The 14,911-nt window shown below is 62.9% G+C and carries 13 protein-coding genes; 4 read left to right on the top strand and 9 right to left on the bottom strand.

Annotated elements, in window-relative coordinates:
- Positions 1-7: 7 nt before the first annotated feature.
- From C8D82_RS17800 to C8D82_RS17765, 8 genes are all read right to left on the bottom strand, one after another.
- Entirely contained in the window at positions 8-1,951 is a 1,944-nt protein-coding gene (locus C8D82_RS17800; RefSeq protein WP_116885641.1) for a hypothetical protein, read from the bottom strand.
- A 2-nt stretch (positions 1,952-1,953) separates the two neighbouring features.
- Positions 1,954-2,889 carry a DUF4434 domain-containing protein gene (locus C8D82_RS17795; RefSeq protein WP_116885640.1) on the bottom strand — a complete coding sequence of 312 codons (936 nt, stop codon included), beginning with the start codon at positions 2,887-2,889 and terminating at the stop codon, positions 1,954-1,956.
- 15 nt (positions 2,890-2,904) lie between these two features.
- Positions 2,905-4,731: a sodium:solute symporter family transporter gene (locus C8D82_RS17790; RefSeq protein WP_116885639.1), complete on the bottom strand. Its 1,827-nt coding sequence runs from the start codon at positions 4,729-4,731 to the stop codon at positions 2,905-2,907.
- Positions 4,721-5,986 carry a DUF4434 domain-containing protein gene (locus C8D82_RS17785; protein ID WP_116885638.1) on the bottom strand — a complete coding sequence of 422 codons (1,266 nt, stop codon included), beginning with the start codon at positions 5,984-5,986 and terminating at the stop codon, positions 4,721-4,723. The genes C8D82_RS17790 and C8D82_RS17785 overlap by 11 nt, the downstream gene beginning before the upstream one ends.
- Before the next feature lie 3 nt (positions 5,987-5,989).
- Positions 5,990-6,937: an acetylxylan esterase gene (locus C8D82_RS17780; protein WP_116885637.1), complete on the bottom strand. Its 948-nt coding sequence runs from the start codon at positions 6,935-6,937 to the stop codon at positions 5,990-5,992.
- Positions 6,937-7,665 carry a prepilin-type N-terminal cleavage/methylation domain-containing protein gene (locus C8D82_RS21390; RefSeq protein ID WP_206212639.1) on the bottom strand — a complete coding sequence of 243 codons (729 nt, stop codon included), beginning with the start codon at positions 7,663-7,665 and terminating at the stop codon, positions 6,937-6,939. The genes C8D82_RS17780 and C8D82_RS21390 overlap by 1 nt, the downstream gene beginning before the upstream one ends.
- A gap of 84 nt (positions 7,666-7,749) precedes the next feature.
- A complete protein-coding gene (locus tag C8D82_RS17770) occupies positions 7,750-8,706 on the bottom strand; it encodes a hypothetical protein (RefSeq protein WP_116885636.1) in 957 nt (318 codons plus the stop codon).
- A gap of 4 nt (positions 8,707-8,710) precedes the next feature.
- Entirely contained in the window at positions 8,711-9,715 is a 1,005-nt protein-coding gene (locus tag C8D82_RS17765) for a LacI family DNA-binding transcriptional regulator (protein WP_165833172.1), read from the bottom strand.
- 200 nt (positions 9,716-9,915) lie between these two features.
- On the opposite strand from C8D82_RS17765, the gene C8D82_RS17760 reads away from it, so the two are divergent.
- The 4 genes from C8D82_RS17760 to C8D82_RS17745 are packed head-to-tail and all read left to right on the top strand — an operon-like array spanning position 9,916 to position 13,735.
- A complete protein-coding gene (locus tag C8D82_RS17760; protein WP_165833171.1) occupies positions 9,916-10,569 on the top strand; it encodes a redox-sensing transcriptional repressor Rex in 654 nt (217 codons plus the stop codon).
- A complete protein-coding gene (locus C8D82_RS17755) occupies positions 10,566-10,805 on the top strand; it encodes an NAD(P)H-dependent oxidoreductase subunit E (protein ID WP_116885633.1) in 240 nt (79 codons plus the stop codon). The genes C8D82_RS17760 and C8D82_RS17755 overlap by 4 nt, the downstream gene beginning before the upstream one ends.
- A gap of 3 nt (positions 10,806-10,808) precedes the next feature.
- The gene (locus tag C8D82_RS17750; RefSeq protein ID WP_116885632.1) at positions 10,809-12,557 is read left to right on the top strand and encodes a [Fe-Fe] hydrogenase large subunit C-terminal domain-containing protein; all 1,749 of its coding nucleotides are present in this window, start codon (positions 10,809-10,811) and stop codon (positions 12,555-12,557) included.
- A complete protein-coding gene (locus tag C8D82_RS17745; RefSeq protein WP_116885631.1) occupies positions 12,554-13,735 on the top strand; it encodes a SpoIIE family protein phosphatase in 1,182 nt (393 codons plus the stop codon). Before C8D82_RS17750 ends, C8D82_RS17745 begins: the two co-directional genes overlap by 4 nt.
- Positions 13,736-13,756: 21 nt before the next feature.
- Here C8D82_RS17745 and C8D82_RS17740 read toward each other — a convergent pair whose 3' ends face one another.
- On the bottom strand, positions 13,757-14,713 hold the full coding sequence (locus tag C8D82_RS17740; protein ID WP_133245276.1) for a glycoside hydrolase family 18 protein: 957 nt from the start codon (positions 14,711-14,713) through the stop codon (positions 13,757-13,759).
- Positions 14,714-14,911: the final 198 nt, after the last annotated feature.

The following is a 14,911-nucleotide window of genomic DNA, read 5'->3' as shown; positions in this document are numbered from 1 at the left end:
TTCAACCTCAAAAAGAGCCGTCGAGCACCGGCAGCGTCACTTCCGTCCCGGCGGGGATCGTGTTGACCGGGCCGCGCGGCATCGGCTCCACGTTGGAGGCGGGGAAACGCACCGCAGGATCGTCCGCCACACCGCCGACCGGCACGGTCAGCACCTCGCCGACTGCCGGGAGCGTATCGAGCTTCAGCCGCAGCAGGTTGCCGTCCCAGCGGCACTCCGCGATCCGGCAGGAACGCTCCTTTCCCTTCAGCTCGCGCCCTTTCATCAGCTTTGCGGATTCCGCGCCGAGCCGCTGGTCGAACACCAGCGAGAGCGTGTCGCCGTCGCGGCGGATTTCGCACAGGCGCGGCGGCAGCGAATAGATCTCCCAGCGCAGGCCGAATTCATAATAGGTGGTGGTGTCCACTCCCGCCTCCCGGCATGCGTCGTAGAACAGCTTCTGCCATGCCGGGTCGCGGCGGGAGGGGCCGAGCGAACCGAGGTCCGCCTGCATTCCGATTTTCACGTCGGGATTCGCCGTGCGCACCGCGTCGAAAAAGGGCTTGTAAGCCAGCGGATAATCCCCCGGCAGCGCCGGATTCGCCCAGTCGGGCGCGTGGGTCTGGATGAAGTGCAGATCGGGCTTCACGCGCCGGATCATCGCGACGATATCGTTGCCTTCCCATTCGCGCAGCTTCGCCACGCCGTCCGGGATGTTGATGCCGAGCGTCCAGGTCGCGAAAAGAATCCCCGGCGCCGTTTCGCGCGCCCCGCCGGGACCGTTGATGATGTCGTCGTAGAAGTCGTCGATGGTTTTGACCCGGTATTCGACCAGCTGCCGGTAGAGTCCGGTATTGGTTTTGAAATAGTCCGGGTCGGCGGGATCGGTGAAGTTCGGGAACTTCGCGTTGCCGGTCGCCGCCTTGAACGCCGCCTGAAAACCGGGGCTGACGTCGCCGTAGAACGGCGGGTTCCTCTCCGGGCCGTCGTAGATCGGGTACATGATTTCGGCGAAAGTGAATGCGTCGAAGCCGTGCCCGGCCAACATGCCGTTCAGGTAGTTTTTGTACCACCGGTTGTACTCCGGGTACACGAAACCGATGAAGCGGTAGATGTCCATCTCCCTGCCGGTGAATTCGATCAGCCAGTCGCGCCAGCCGGCGGGCAGCCGTTCGGCCAGTTGCGCCTCGCTCCAGTAGACCAGACTCGGCAGCGTCATCAGCCCGACGCCGAGCTTCTGGCGCTGCATCTCGCCGACCAGCCCGGAACGCAGCCCGGTATCCATGCCGGTGTAGTACCAGACGCCGTCAAAACCGTTGACCCGCAGCTCCGAGGCGATGCTTTCATTGGAGCGGTTGTGATAGTACGGAAACGCAGTGTCGATCTGAGTGGTGCGGCCGTACAGCAGTTTTTCCCGCCGCGCCTTGCGCGCCTCCGGCGTATCGTGGAATTCACGTACCGCCGCCGCTCCCGGCAGGTCGATCGCGCCGACCGTGACCCGCATCGGCGCGCCCGCGTCGTGCAGGCAGATCAGCAGCGCGAGATGGTCCTGCCAGTTGAAGCGCCCCTCGTTCGGAATCTCCACCTTGACCGGTTGTCCCGGCACGAGTTTGAAATCGTGCAGCACCAGATTCCCGGCGTTGCGGTCGGAACGCAGCGCGACATACGCGTAGGCTCCCGGCGCATTCTTCGCGTCGGAGTGCATCGTAAAGGCCAGCCGTTCGCCCGGCCGTACCGCCAGTTCGCGCACGATCACCTTGTCGCCGGGGCCTCCCGCAGTTGTCAGCTCCATCGCCGGAACGCCGTCCAGCGTGGAAAGCACCACTGCGGGAGCCGGGTTTCCGCCGCCGAAGCCGGTCCAGTTCTTCCTGAGCGCCTCCGTGTCGGAGTAGCTTTTGAAATCCTCGACCGCCGCCGGCAGCGCCAGCGGCAGAACCGTGCTCAACAGAGTGATGTACAGAAGTTTTCTCACCGTCACCTCCCGGCCAGGTTGAAGTGTTCGCAGTAGCGGTCGAAAAGATGGCCGGCGGCCCGGTAGCAGGAGTTCGGGCTCATGAAGTGTGAAAACTCAAAGGTGATCGCCTTTTCGATTCCGGCGGCCTTTGCCGCTTCCAGCTTCATCAGCATCTTGTCCCACTTGATCGGCAGGAAGTGGATCGGCATATCGCGGTCGAAGCTCTCGCAGTTGGTCCAGCTGGTCATCCCATAACGATCGGTCAGTTTTTTGTTGACCCGCAGGTAGTCGGCCAGCTCGTGATAGTCGCAATGGCCGTCCTGAAACGCGACGATGTCGACCGCGCCCTGAATCCCCTTGAGGATTTCGTTCCACTCCTTCTCGTGCTGGGCGATGCCGATGGAATCCTCCTTATACAGCTCCTCGCCCGGCACCGCGAGCTTGATGCCGTCGATGTACGGCGAAATCATCGTCGGCAGGTTGCCGGAGAGCTGCTTCACATACTGCCCCATCCCGGCATACAGCTCGGTGATCCCTGCGAAGGCGCGGCTGACTTCAAAATTCAGATACCAACCGCCGAAAGCCTTGCGCTCCCCGTAGCGGCTCCACACCTCGTCGGCGACCGCGCGGCTGATCTCCATCTCGCGTTCGCACTCGTGGTTGTGCCAGTATTTGCCGGAGTCGTACAGCCCGAAATAGAACTTCATGCCATACTTTTCGGCGAGATCGAGGAACAGGTCCACCAGGTCCGTCGACGGCCTGTAACACCCCTCGCGCTCCATCAGGTATCCGGACGGATAGGTGATGAACCGGCGGTGGCCGCAGCGGATCAGGATCACGGTGTCGATGCCGATCGACTTCATCGACGCGAAGTCGCGGTCCCACTCGGCCCGCCCCCAGTTCTGGTGCGGGATGTCGTGGCTGATCTCATCGAGGAAAGTTCCGGTTATCTGCATGGCAATAAATCCTTTCTATGATTCCCGACTTACGGTCAGGCGTGAAATGTAACGGTTGAAAATCATTTTGAAAATCACTCCGGCAACCAGACAGGCGGCGCCGCACAATGCGGCCTCCAGGTACTTGCCGACGTAGAGCGTCGAAGCGGTCAATACTCCGGCGGCGATCATCGCGAAGCCGACCGCCGCCACGCCGACGCCCGGCAGGATCAGCGACGGCGCGGGTTCTTCCGGCAGCCGCCCCTCGGCGATCAGCGCGCGGCGCACCGGCCCCCAGCATCCCATCGGACGGGCGCGCAGATAGAACTCCTTGAGCACCTCCATATCCTCCGGTCTGGTCAGCACGGTGACCGCGAGCCAGATGCCGGTGTTGACCGCCAGCGCGACCACCGCCTGCAGCAGCTGCATATTCTGCGCCTCGGCGGGGCCTCTGGCGATTTCGGCGGCCCACCACGGGATCAGCGGCAGCAGCCGCCCGCAGATCAGGTAGACCACCGGCCCGGCGACCACCGACGCGCACCACCCCTTGAAATTGATCCGCCAGTACCACCACTGCGCCCAGCCGAACGCCGCCGAAGTGCCGAAAACTCCGAGCACCACCACCGCGATGCCGAGCAGCGAATCGGCGGCGAACACCACCCCGACCGACAGCACCGCGATGCCGAGCATCAGCAGCCGCCCGATCCAGACCTCGCGGCCCGGCTTCGGTTCGCCGACCAGCGGCCGCCACACATCGTTCAGCAAGGTCTGGGAACCGTAGTTGAGATGGGTTGAAATCGTGCTCATCACCGCCGCCAGCAGCGCCGCGACCGTCAGGCCGACGCCGCCTCTGGGCAGAAATTCCGAGAGCATCTTTCCGTAGGCGAACTCCCGCTCCGAAGGCGAGGCCGTGTAAAACTCGGGGTGGCGCGCCAGCAGCCCCATCGCGGGCAGCATCAGCATCAGCAGCATCGCGAACAGGATCACTTCGCCCCAGATGCCGACCTTCGCCGCCTCGCGGTTGCTGCGGCAGGAGAAGAGCCGCTGGCCGTCCGCGCCGACCGCGCTGCCCGCGCCGACCGACACGATCAGCATCCATGCGAAAATGCTCAGCGGACTTAATACCGGATTGCCCGCCTGCGGCAGGATCGACAGGATCGCGCCGCCGGTTTCGGGCCCGGCCGCACTCATCACCGCCTCCGCCAGCCCGGAGGGGCCGCCGAACGCCCACAGCACCGCGCCGACCATCACCAGATTGGCCGCGAGGATCACGAAGCCCTGCAGCGCGTCGGTCAGCAGCACGCCCGCGAGGCCGCTGGTCCACACGTAGACGGTCAGCAGCGGCAGCACGATCAGCAGCGTGACCGCCTTGCTGTCGATCCCGAAGATCGGGGCGGCGACCAGATGGATGCCGATCAGTCCCGCGCCGATCCACGGCACCATGCCGATCAGCACCGAGGTCAGCGACGAATAGACCCGCGCGAATTTGTTGCCCGCACCGAACCGGAGATGAAAAAATTCCGGGCCGGTCCTGATTCCCATCTGCCGCCAGCGCACCGCGAACAGGATCGCCGCCAGCAGCAGCGCCATCCCGAAGCGGGAGAGAAAGAACCAGCAGCCGGAAAGCCCGGTCACCACCGCGATGCCGCAGTAAAGCGGCGCGACATCGCTGTTCAACGCGGTCGCCGCCACGCTCATGCCGTTCAGCCAGCCGGGCATCTTGCGCCCGGCCAGATAGTAGTCGTCCTCTTTGGAGTTGTTCATCCCCAGAAGCCTGCTGCCGAAAATGCCGAGCAGCAGCGAAACGACCAGATAGACGGCGATGATCACGGGGTCGATCGCCAGAAGTTTCTCAGTCAGCATGGATTCTCCTCCGGTAGTCGCAATAGAGCTTCACGGTGTCCGGCCCGCCGGGAGTCAGCCGGGAGCCGGGGGCGTTCAACAGGCCAGGGAACTGGTAGCAGAGCACCTTTTCAAAGCTCCGGTAGTTCTCCAGCTCGTAAAAGATTTCGTCGACCGGGCGCGGATAGAGGGCCATATCCTCCTTGAAGAGAAAGATTTCCATATCCAGCCACAGATGCGCGCCGTTTTCGTCGGCGATCGACTGCATCAGCGCGATCGCCTGCTCCGGCGCGAGGTCCCCCTCCGGCATCCGGTTGAAGCCGAACGGGCACAGGATATCCAGCTCGCGCGCCAGCAGCTTCCAGCTGTCGAGCGCGGAGGGTACCCCGAAACAGTTCGGCGCCAGCATCACCGGCAGCGTCGGGTCGAGTTCGTCGCGCAGTTTGCCGAATCCGCGGAAAAAGGCGACGATCTCCTCCGGCGTCTTCGTCCCCCGGTTCAGGTCGCCGAACACCTCCTCGGAGATATACCAGCCGTAGAAGGAACGGTGATGCCCGTAGCGTTTCCACACCTCGCGCGCCACCCGGCAGTGCCAGTCGAGCGACTCCGGCGTGAAGTCGAACCATGCGTACATCCCGATCCCCGGCAGCACCGCCATTTCCAGCTCGTCGGCGGCGGAGAGGATCGCTTCGACCGGATCGGGGCAGCCGATCTCCATCCGCCCCGGAAACAGCTCCGACGGATAGAACGCCCGCCCCCGGTATCCCGTTTCCGGCATCCGGTGCCTGCCGTAATACTCCTGATTGCGGAACAGCTCCTGCAGGATCACCACATCCATCCCGATCCGGTGCATCGACCGGATCAGCTCCCGCCAGTCGGCGGCGGTGAACTTCCGCAGCTCCCGGTTCCAGAGCCGCCCCTCCTCCTCGCTCCAGTGGTACAGCCCGCACCACGCGCCGTCGATCCGCCCGGTGGAACGGGTTTCGGAATCCACGACTTCAAGCGGCCGGACGGCGGCGGCGATCGTGTTCCCGGCTTCATCCAGCAGTTCGAACTTCAGTTCCACCCCGCCGGCCATCCCGGTCAGGTCGAGCTTCCGCACGCCGGAATACCACCCCGCCGCATTCGGTTCGCCGGGCTTCCGCCGCATCACCTCGCGCCCGGCCAGCGTCAGGCGAAGTTCCGCCGGAGCCGCGCCGCGAAACGCATAGCGCGCATCCACCGGCGCCCGGCAACTGACCGGCGAAACCGGCAGCAGTTTCAATGAAATTTCCATTGCCTATCCTTTCAATTCCTCTCTCAGCCACTGCTGCAAACGGCCGTAGCTCGGCCATATCTCGTGCGCCATCGACGGTTCGTCGATGATCTCCTTCGGCGCATTGATGCAGTTGTAAGCGGCGTAGACCGATTCGGGCGGACACACCTCGTCGCGCCATCCGGCGATCATCTTCACCGGACACTGAATCCGGGCCGCGAAATACGCGGCGTCGAAAAGCTGCATCCGGTCGAAGCCGTGTCGCCGGAACTGCGGCCAGCCGCTCTTTTCGCCGCCGAAGTCGCAGAAGGCGGGCACATTCGCCGCAGCCGCCCGGAAATGCGGCACCAGCCCGGCCAGCATCAGCGCAAAACCGCCGCCCTGGCTCGAACCGAAAACGCCGATCCGGTCCGCATCCACGAACGGCTGGGCCGCGAACCACTCCACCGCCCGCCCGATTCCGAGCAGCGCGGAACGCATCAGGCAGCGTTCCGGCGACTCCGCGCCCCGGTAAATATACAGCCCTTCCCGGTTGAACGCCTCGTAACGCCGTTCATTTTCCGCACAATCCTCGGTCGTCTCATACGGGAACACATTGCAGTACAACACCGCGAAGCCCTCGTTTGCCGATTCCGCATCCGGCCCGGTTCCCGGCCCCGCCCCCGGCACCGACACCAGCGCCGGAAACGGCCCCGCCCCGGCCGGACGCGTCAGGAAGCCGTAGATCCGCCCGCCGCCGACCGTCGCGAAGCTGATCCGGCACACCTCGCGCCGACCGTCGCACAACGCTTCGATCCGCTTCCGGCGAACATCCGCCGGCACTGCCGCAACCTCCGCCAACCCGCTGCGCCAGAATTCGTTGAACTCTTCGGGTTCCGGCAGTGCCGGACGAATATCCTTATGGTTGAATACCGCCGCCTTCTCCCCCCGGTCACTCCCCGGGAGCGCCTGCGGCACCATACCGAACTTCATCAGAAACCCCACAGCGTTCCCGGCTCCGGCGACTGGGTGTCGCCTTCAAACGCATTTTTGTAGGGGTTGTCATCCGACGAATAGTTGATCGGCAACTTCGTCGAAGATTTCCGAGAAGCGGCGTGACCATCCAGAAACAGCGCATTCGCTCCCTGTCCGTGCCGCAGGTCGATGATCGAAAAACTGCCGGTCGTGTTGTACTGCTGGATCAGGTTCGGAGTGAACATCCGCACCCCGCCGCTGCTGTTGCCGCTGGCCGTATCCGCATTGCTCAGGGTCATCGACGGCGACTTCGCCCGGCTCAGCTTCCGCGACACGAAGTTATCGTTCATATAAGGAGCGCAGGATTCATTCAACGCATAATGCGGCCACTCGAAATTCACATTGCCGGTAAAGGCGTCAGCCTCCGAAACGTTTTTCCAATTGATCGTTTCGGACTTCACGGAGGGACAGCCCATCACCCCGCCCGTAATCATTTTATTTCCGATCAGATACTCGGTCCACCAGGCGGCGTTTCCATCCACAATCCGCTTCATCGGCGGCAGCATCCCGTCATTCGCATCCACATAAAGCATCATCCCCGAGCCCAGTTGTTTCAGGTTGCTCAGGCAGCTCGAAGCGTGCGCGCTCTCCCGCGCCCGGTTCAGCGCAGGTAGCAGCATTCCCGCTAGAATGGCGATGATCGCTATCACTACGAGCAGCTCAATTAAGGTAAAATGTCGTTTCATGGTCGGCATCCTTTCTTGTTGCTTCAAGGTTGAAGCAGATATTCCTTGAAAAAGCGGAGTTCCGCCTCCGCTTCGGAGTGAACCTTACCGCAGGCACTGCACTGCCACCTCTTCCACCGTCACATCGAACTGGCCTGCCGTCTTGTGGAATGAAATCACGATCAGGAACCGGTCCAGCTTCGCGAATTCAGGGGAATTCAACACATACTCCCCCGCCTTCTCCGCCGGCACGATCTGCACTTCGGCGAAGTTCGGCTGCCCCTCGTCGCGGCGCGCGCCGAATACGATCACGCCGGATTTCGCATTGCCGGGAGCGCCGGCCAGCCGGATCAGCAATCCCGACGCCCTGCCCGGAGCCGGATTCTCCACCGCGTGCTTCACCACCGCATAGGTCCGGCCTCCGGTCACGCAGCGCATCGCCGGCCTGCCGCCGACGGTCACCAGTTCCATTTGCTCCGGTCCCGGATTCCCGGCATCGAAGCCCGGCCACGCCTGCCGCAGCGCCGCGCTGTCGGCAGCCTGCGCAAAGCCGTCCACCACCAGCTGCTCCGCCGCGACGACGGCAATGTCATCAACAGCCGCCGTCAACGATCCGCCGATCTTGTTGAACATCAGCAGCACCGCAAATTTGTCCAGCTTTCCAAGCCCGGCGACCGGAACCGTGACCGTCCGCGCCTCGCCGGAGCGCAGCGGAATCACCATGCGGCCGAGGTCGGCGCCGCCCTTGCCGGCGCGCACCGCCACAGTCAGCACCGCATCCGCCGGATTCGAGGCGTCGCCTTTCACGGCCAGCCTGATCCCGGCGGCCTTCGCGCCGAGCGGGTTTTCCATCTCCCGGTAGAGCAAAGAGTAATCGCGCGCCGCCGTCACCTGCATCGCCTTGCCGTTCAATGTGCCGAATCCGACCGACTCCGGCGCGGGATTGCCCGCATCGAACTCCAGCCAGACCCGCCGCAGCGCCGCGGCGTCCGGGTAAGCCTCGAAATCCTCCGCCGCCAGCAGCAGCGGCAACAACAGCATCGGGAACAGCTTCTTTTTCATCGTTTTAACTCCTTGTCGTCTTTCTGACCACCAACGGTGCGTTCAGCAACTGGGATTCCACCGTTTTCCCGGCGAAAAGGTCCAGCATCATCCGGGCCGCCAACTGCCCGATCCGCTCCTTGGGCTGCGCCATCGTGCTCAACGGATAGACCATCTGCCTGGCCGCGATCTCCAGATCGTCAAAGCCGATGATCGCCAGCTCCTCCGGAATCCTGCGCCCCAATTCCAGCGCCGCCCGGATCGCCCCCAGCGCCGCCACATCCGACGCGGCGAAAAGCGCGGTCACTTCGGGATGCGCCGTCAGCAGTTCCAGCGCCGCCTCCCGCCCGGACTCGATCGACATGAAACACTTGCAGCAGCACTCCGTTCCGAGCCGATGCGCCCGCATCGCCGCATCGAAGCCGCGATGGCGCGCGACCAGTTCGGGCGACTCGTCGTCATGGCCGATAAAACCGATTTTCCGGTGGCCGAGCCCGATCAGGTGCTCGGTGGCTTCGCGCCCGCCGGTCAGGTTGTCCACCATGACCGCGTATTCGCCGAATTCGGCGAAATGGTTCATCACCTGAATCACCGGCACGCCGATCGCTTTCAGGCTCTCCGCCAGTCCGAGCTGGTGGCGCTGCGGATACAGGATGATGCCGTCCACATTGCGCTGCATCAGCCGCGACAGCACCCGCCGCTGCCGGTTTTCATCGCAATCCAGCGAATCGAGCAACAACGTGAAATCGTGTTCTCCCGCCACTTCCTCGATACCGGCGATGATGTTGCCGAAAAAACTGCTGTTCAGGTACGGCACCAGCACTCCGATAAAGCTGCTGCGGTGGGTGACCAGCGACCGGGCCGCGACATTCGGCGTGTACCCCATCCTGCGGGCGGCCTCCTGAATCTTCTTGCGGGTTTCGGGCGACAGCCGCCCGGTGCCGTTCAGCCCGGTCGAAACCGCTTTGACCGACAGCCCCAGCTCCTGCGCGATATCCTTCAGAGTTACCGTTGAATTCTTCCTGACCATTCTTGATTCCAATTCTGCTTCATCGTTGTAGCACATGGATAATTATACCCGATTTCACGGCAAAAAGCAAGAGGCAAAAGTAAAATTTTCCATTTTTTTCGATGTTTTTGCCGCTGCCTGCCATTTCCTGGCGCTTGACTTTCCGATATAACTGGCTATCTTCTTTTTATACAGGGTTCCGAAGTTTTCCGGGAGAGGAAATGAAAAAGAGCAATGTTTACAGCATACCGGCCCTGAAGCGGCTGCCCGCCTATCTGCGGGAACTCAAACGGCTGCAGGCGGAAGGACAACTGCGGGTCGCCAGCCCGGCGCTGGCCCGCGCCCTGCACATCGACACGATCATCGCCCGCAAGGACATGGAGATGCTCGGCGTGGTCGGCTCCCCCGGCGTCGGCTTCCGGGTGGAGGAGCTGATCGACGGAATTGAAACCTTCCTCGGCTGGAAGAACAGCTCCGAAGCGTTTCTGGTCGGAACCGGCGACTTCGGGCGGGCGCTGCTGGGTTACTCCGGATTCGCCGCCTACGGGGTCAGAATCGTCGCGGCGTTCGATCCGGACCCGGTGGAGGAGGGGCTGGAGATTCACGGAGTTCCGGTATTCGGCCTCTCCCATTTCGCCCACTATACCGGCCGCCTCGGCATCCACATCGGCATTCTGTGTGTGCCGGACGACGACGCCCAGAAAACCGCCGAACTGATGGTGGATTCCGGCATCCTCGCGATCTGGAACTTCACCGCCCACACTTTGCAGCTCCCCGAACACATCATCCGCCAACGGGTCAACCTCGGCGGCGATCTCGCGGTACTGTCGGTCAAACTCGCAGAAAAACTCCGGGAACGCAAGGAGAATCCATGAAGCACACCATCGTGATCTGCATGGGCAGCAGCTGTTTCGCCCGCGGCAACAAGCGCAATTTGAAAATCATCGAGGAGTATCTCGCCGGACACCGGATCGACTGCACGCTGACCGGCCGCGGCTGCGTCGGCAAGTGCCGCACCGGCCCCAACCTCAGCATCGACGGTGAAAATTTTGAACGGGTCGACTCCGAATCGCTGATCGACCTCCTCGAAGCCAAACTCAAGGAGCGGTAGACCATGACCCACGCCTATCCGGTTTATACCATCGAAGCCGAATGCCAGGATTGTTACAAATGCGTCCGCCACTGTCCGGTCAAGGCGATCCGGGTCCGCGACGGCCACGCCGCCGTGATTCCGGAGCTTTGCGTCGCCTGCGGCAAATGCGTCGAAGTCTGCCCGGTCAAGGCCAAGCAGGTGCGCAACGGCACCGGACGGCTGCGGCTGCTGCTCTCCGAACCGGCTCCCGTTTACGCCTCGCTGGCGCCGTCGTGGGTCAGCGAATTCAAGAACGTGGCCTCCGGCCAGTTGATCCGGGCGCTGAAGCAGCTCGGCTTCGCCGGAGTCAGTGAAACCGCGCTCGGCGCGCAACTGGTTTCGGCGCAGGTCGCCAAAGAGCTGGATGGCGGCTCCGCCGGGCTGCTGCTCTCGTCGGCCTGCCCGACCGCGGTGGATTTCGTGCGCAAATACCTGCCCCATCTCGCCGGCTGCATCACACCGGTCGGCTCGCCGCTGATGGCGCACGCCCGGATGCTGCGCGACCGGTACGGGGACGGGATCCGGGTGGTTTTCATCGGCCCCTGCATCGGCAAGAAGAATGAGGCGGACCGCAATCCGGAGCTGCTCAATCTCGCGGTCACCTACCCCGAACTGCGCCAGATGTTCCGCGAGGCTTCGATCGATCCCGAACGGCTGGCCGCCGATCCCGCCGACGGATTCGTGCCCGAAGCAGCCGAGGAGGGGGCGCAGTATCCGGTCGAAGGCGGCATGAACGACACCATCCGGTTCCAAACCGCCGGTTCCGAAGTCCACTACGCGACGCTGACCGGGCTGGACAACCTGAAACTGGCGCTCGGCGGCCTCGAAGGGATGCCGGAAGGAGAGGCGGTTTTCGTCGAAATGCTCGCCTGTCCCGGCGGCTGTGTGCACGGCCCCTGCGCCGAACATGACTCCCCCGGCCTGCTCGAACGGCTGCGGGTGCTGCGCCACACCCGGTGGCCCGACCGTCCCCGCGAACGCAGCACCTCCGGCAGCATCCATGCGAAATTTCCCGGCGACGCGGTCGCCGCCCCGGTTCCGGCGGGAAACGATATCGTCGCCGCGTTGCGGAGCATCGGCAAGACCTGTCCCGAAGACGAACTCAACTGCGACGGCTGCGGCTACGATACCTGCCGCAACTTCGCGCAGGCGCTGCTCTCCGGCCACGCCGAGCCGTCAATGTGCGTTTCCTACCTGAAAAAACAGGCGCAGAAAAAGGCGAATGCGCTGCTGCGCAGCATCTCCTCCGGCGTGGTGATCGCCGACAAAAAGCTCCAGATCATCGAATGCAACCGCAATTTCGCCGAGCTGTTCGGTGCGGATACGGTCGAAGCCTTCGACGCCTGCCCGGGGCTGGCAGGAGCCGACCTGAGCCGGATCGTCCCTTTTTACGCGCTCTTTGAATCCTCTCTGCAGAGCGGCCGCGATGTGCGCCGCGATTCGCTGAAGTGCGGCAAGCGGCTCTTCAACGTGAACATTTTCAACATCGAGCCGGGCGAGGTGATCGGCGCGGTGATGTTCGACGTGACCAGCACCGAACTGCGCCGCGAACAGATCGCCGCGCGCGCCCGGGAAGTGATCGACCGCAACCTCGCCACCGTGCAGGAGATCGCCTGCCGCCTCGGCGAACAGATGGCCGATACCGAGCTCCTGCTCCGTTCCATCGCCGACGACTACGCCGATGAAACCCTGATCCCGCCCGAACCGCCGCCGGAGGAACAGCCGTTATGAATCTGACCACCGGCAACCTCTTCATCGACACCGGCTTCAGCCAGTGCTGCCACTTTCAGGAAAAAGCCTGCGGGGATGCGGTCGCCTTCAAGCGGATTCCGGCCGAAGAACGGCTGCTGGCGGTGCTGGCGGACGGACTGGGACATGGAGTAAAGGCGAACATCCTCGCTTTGATGACCACCACGATGGCGCTGCGGTTCAGCGCGGAGGACCGCGAGATCGTCCACTCCGCCGAAATCATCATGGATGCGCTGCCGGTCTGTCAGGTACGGCAGATCAGCTACGCGACCTTCACCATCGTCGACACCCGCCTCGGCGGCGTGACCCGCATTGTGGAGATGGGGAATCCGGAATTCCTGCTGCTGCGGCACGGCAGGCCGTTTCCGGTCGAAGGGCGGGAGTTTTCCTCGCCCAAATACCGCGAACGCGCCATGACCGCCTATACCTTTCAGGCCCAGGCGGAAGACCGGGTTCTCTTCTTTTCCGACGGGGTTACGCAGGCCGGGCTCGGCACGCCGCGTTTTCCGCTCGGCTGGCGCGGCTCCGGCGTCGAAGAATATGCGGCGGAGCAGGTGGCGGCCCAGCCGGATATCTGCGCACAGGAACTTTCCGAACGCATCCTGCGCGAAGCCGTCGCCCACGAGCCCGGCCAGCGTCCCGCCGACGATATCTCCTGCGCCTGCCTTTACTTCCGCAAACCGCGCCGGATGCTGCTGTTCACCGGTCCGCCGTTCGATCAGGCCCGCGATGCGGAATGCGCCCGCACCTTCCGCGAGTTCGAGGGGACGAAGGTGATCTCCGGCGGCACCTCCGCCGAAATCATCTCCCGCGAACTCGGCCGGCCGCTGACCATCGACCTCGACACCGTCAGCGGCGACCTGCCCCCGCTTTCCCGTATGCCCGGCGCCGATCTGGTCACTGAAGGCATCTTCACCCTGACCCGCGCCGCCCGCTATCTGGAAAACAATGAGTTCAGCAAGCTCGACCCCGCCGGTCGGCTGGTGGAGCTGATGCGCCGCAACGACATCATCGAATTCCTGGTCGGGACACGGATCAACGAAGCCCATCAGGACCCGAACCTGCCGGTCGACCTCGAACTGCGACGCAACATCATAAAACGCCTCGGCGCCGTGCTGAGCGACCGGTATATGAAAGAGGTCCGCATCCATTTCGTATGACGAGCGCAACGAAGCTTTCCATCACGGCTGCGGAAGAAAGTGCGAATTCCATATCCGCCATTTTTCCGGCGTCATCTCCCATTCGCAATAGATCGCGCAACCGATGTAATTTCCTCCCGGTTCCGCCGCCTGAATTCCGGCAAGCGCCGAGGTCAGGTTTTCCACCTCCGGATGATGATAACCGGAACCCGCATCCTCATAGGCCGGCACACCGAGCAGCAGCTTGCAATTGCCGCCGGTCGACATTTCCTGCAATTCCCGCGTCCACTGCGTCATCAATCGAATATAAAATTTTTCCAGCTTAATGGCTGTATCGTACATCATCACCGCCATCTGGTCGGAACGTTTTGCAACTTCGGCAAGATACGGCAACTCCCAGTGGACATCCGCATGGGGATGCCAGCGAGTCGGCGGCGGATAAGCGGCTACACCGAGGATCCGCCCCTTCAGGACCGGCCGCAGTTCATCCAGCAGCAACAGAAAATCGGAATTGCCGGAGGGAAGCGGTTCAATATTGACCTGAACGCCGGCCAGACGCGGGTGCTTCTCCAGCAACTCCTTGACGGATGCAGCGAAACCGTCGCGCCAACGCCAGTTTTCAAGCCGCGCGGACTCCCCCAGAACGCCGCCGATCCACGGAATCACCTCAATGCCGAACTCCTGCGCCGCATCCAGAAAACGTTCCATCTGCGCATCGTCATAAGGAGCGATCGCGCCGTTGAATTGCGCCGGGCAGAGATGCGGATACACAAACCGGATATGCTGCGACTGCAATTGCCGCATCAGTTCCGTGAGCTTTCCGGAACTACGAAAAAGTTCCGGCTCACGGGAATTCCGTTCAAACCACGAGTCATCTCCCAGCCATCCATGTCCCAGCCACACGGCATTCTGACCCTGATCGAACTTTCCCGCCGCCTCAGCAATTCCCGGAGTCCACAACCAGTACAGCAATGCGGGAATCCCGAGCAACACACTCAATGCAACAGCAATCCGCAGCAGGCTTTGCCCCAATTTTTTCAACCAGGCATACCGTCCCATAATCCACACACTCTCGACGAATCCCAATCTTCCAACCGCTTCCAATATACCGCCGCACTCCAGAAAATACAATTCCTTTGCCGCTCCGTGCCCTTCCGTGGAAGTCGGTGTGTCAGTGCCCATGCCTCAAGCCCAGGC

Source organism: Victivallis vadensis (assembly GCF_003096415.1).
Classification (GTDB): domain Bacteria; phylum Verrucomicrobiota; class Lentisphaeria; order Victivallales; family Victivallaceae; genus Victivallis; species Victivallis vadensis.
The sequence above is the reverse complement of the archived record's forward strand: the minus strand, read 5'-3'. Positions and strand labels throughout refer to the sequence as shown.

Bases quoted from the DNA above. Each gene is read 5' to 3' on its own strand.
- C8D82_RS17795 (WP_116885640.1), bottom strand. From the start codon at position 2,889: ATGCAGATAACCGGAACTTTCCTCGATGAGATCAGCCACGACATCCCG.
- C8D82_RS17790 (WP_116885639.1), bottom strand. From the start codon at position 4,731: ATGCTGACTGAGAAACTTCTGGCGATCGACCCCGTGATCATCGCCGTC.
- C8D82_RS17785 (WP_116885638.1), bottom strand. From the start codon at position 5,986: ATGGAAATTTCATTGAAACTGCTGCCGGTTTCGCCGGTCAGTTGCCGG.
- C8D82_RS17780 (WP_116885637.1), bottom strand. From the start codon at position 6,937: ATGAAGTTCGGTATGGTGCCGCAGGCGCTCCCGGGGAGTGACCGGGGG.
- C8D82_RS21390 (WP_206212639.1), bottom strand. From the start codon at position 7,665: ATGAAACGACATTTTACCTTAATTGAGCTGCTCGTAGTGATAGCGATC.
- C8D82_RS17770 (WP_116885636.1), bottom strand. From the start codon at position 8,706: ATGAAAAAGAAGCTGTTCCCGATGCTGTTGTTGCCGCTGCTGCTGGCG.
- C8D82_RS17765 (WP_165833172.1), bottom strand. From the start codon at position 9,715: ATGGTCAGGAAGAATTCAACGGTAACTCTGAAGGATATCGCGCAGGAG.
- C8D82_RS17760 (WP_165833171.1), top strand. From the start codon at position 9,916: ATGAAAAAGAGCAATGTTTACAGCATACCGGCCCTGAAGCGGCTGCCC.
- C8D82_RS17755 (WP_116885633.1), top strand. From the start codon at position 10,566: ATGAAGCACACCATCGTGATCTGCATGGGCAGCAGCTGTTTCGCCCGC.
- C8D82_RS17750 (WP_116885632.1), top strand. From the start codon at position 10,809: ATGACCCACGCCTATCCGGTTTATACCATCGAAGCCGAATGCCAGGAT.
- C8D82_RS17745 (WP_116885631.1), top strand. From the start codon at position 12,554: ATGAATCTGACCACCGGCAACCTCTTCATCGACACCGGCTTCAGCCAG.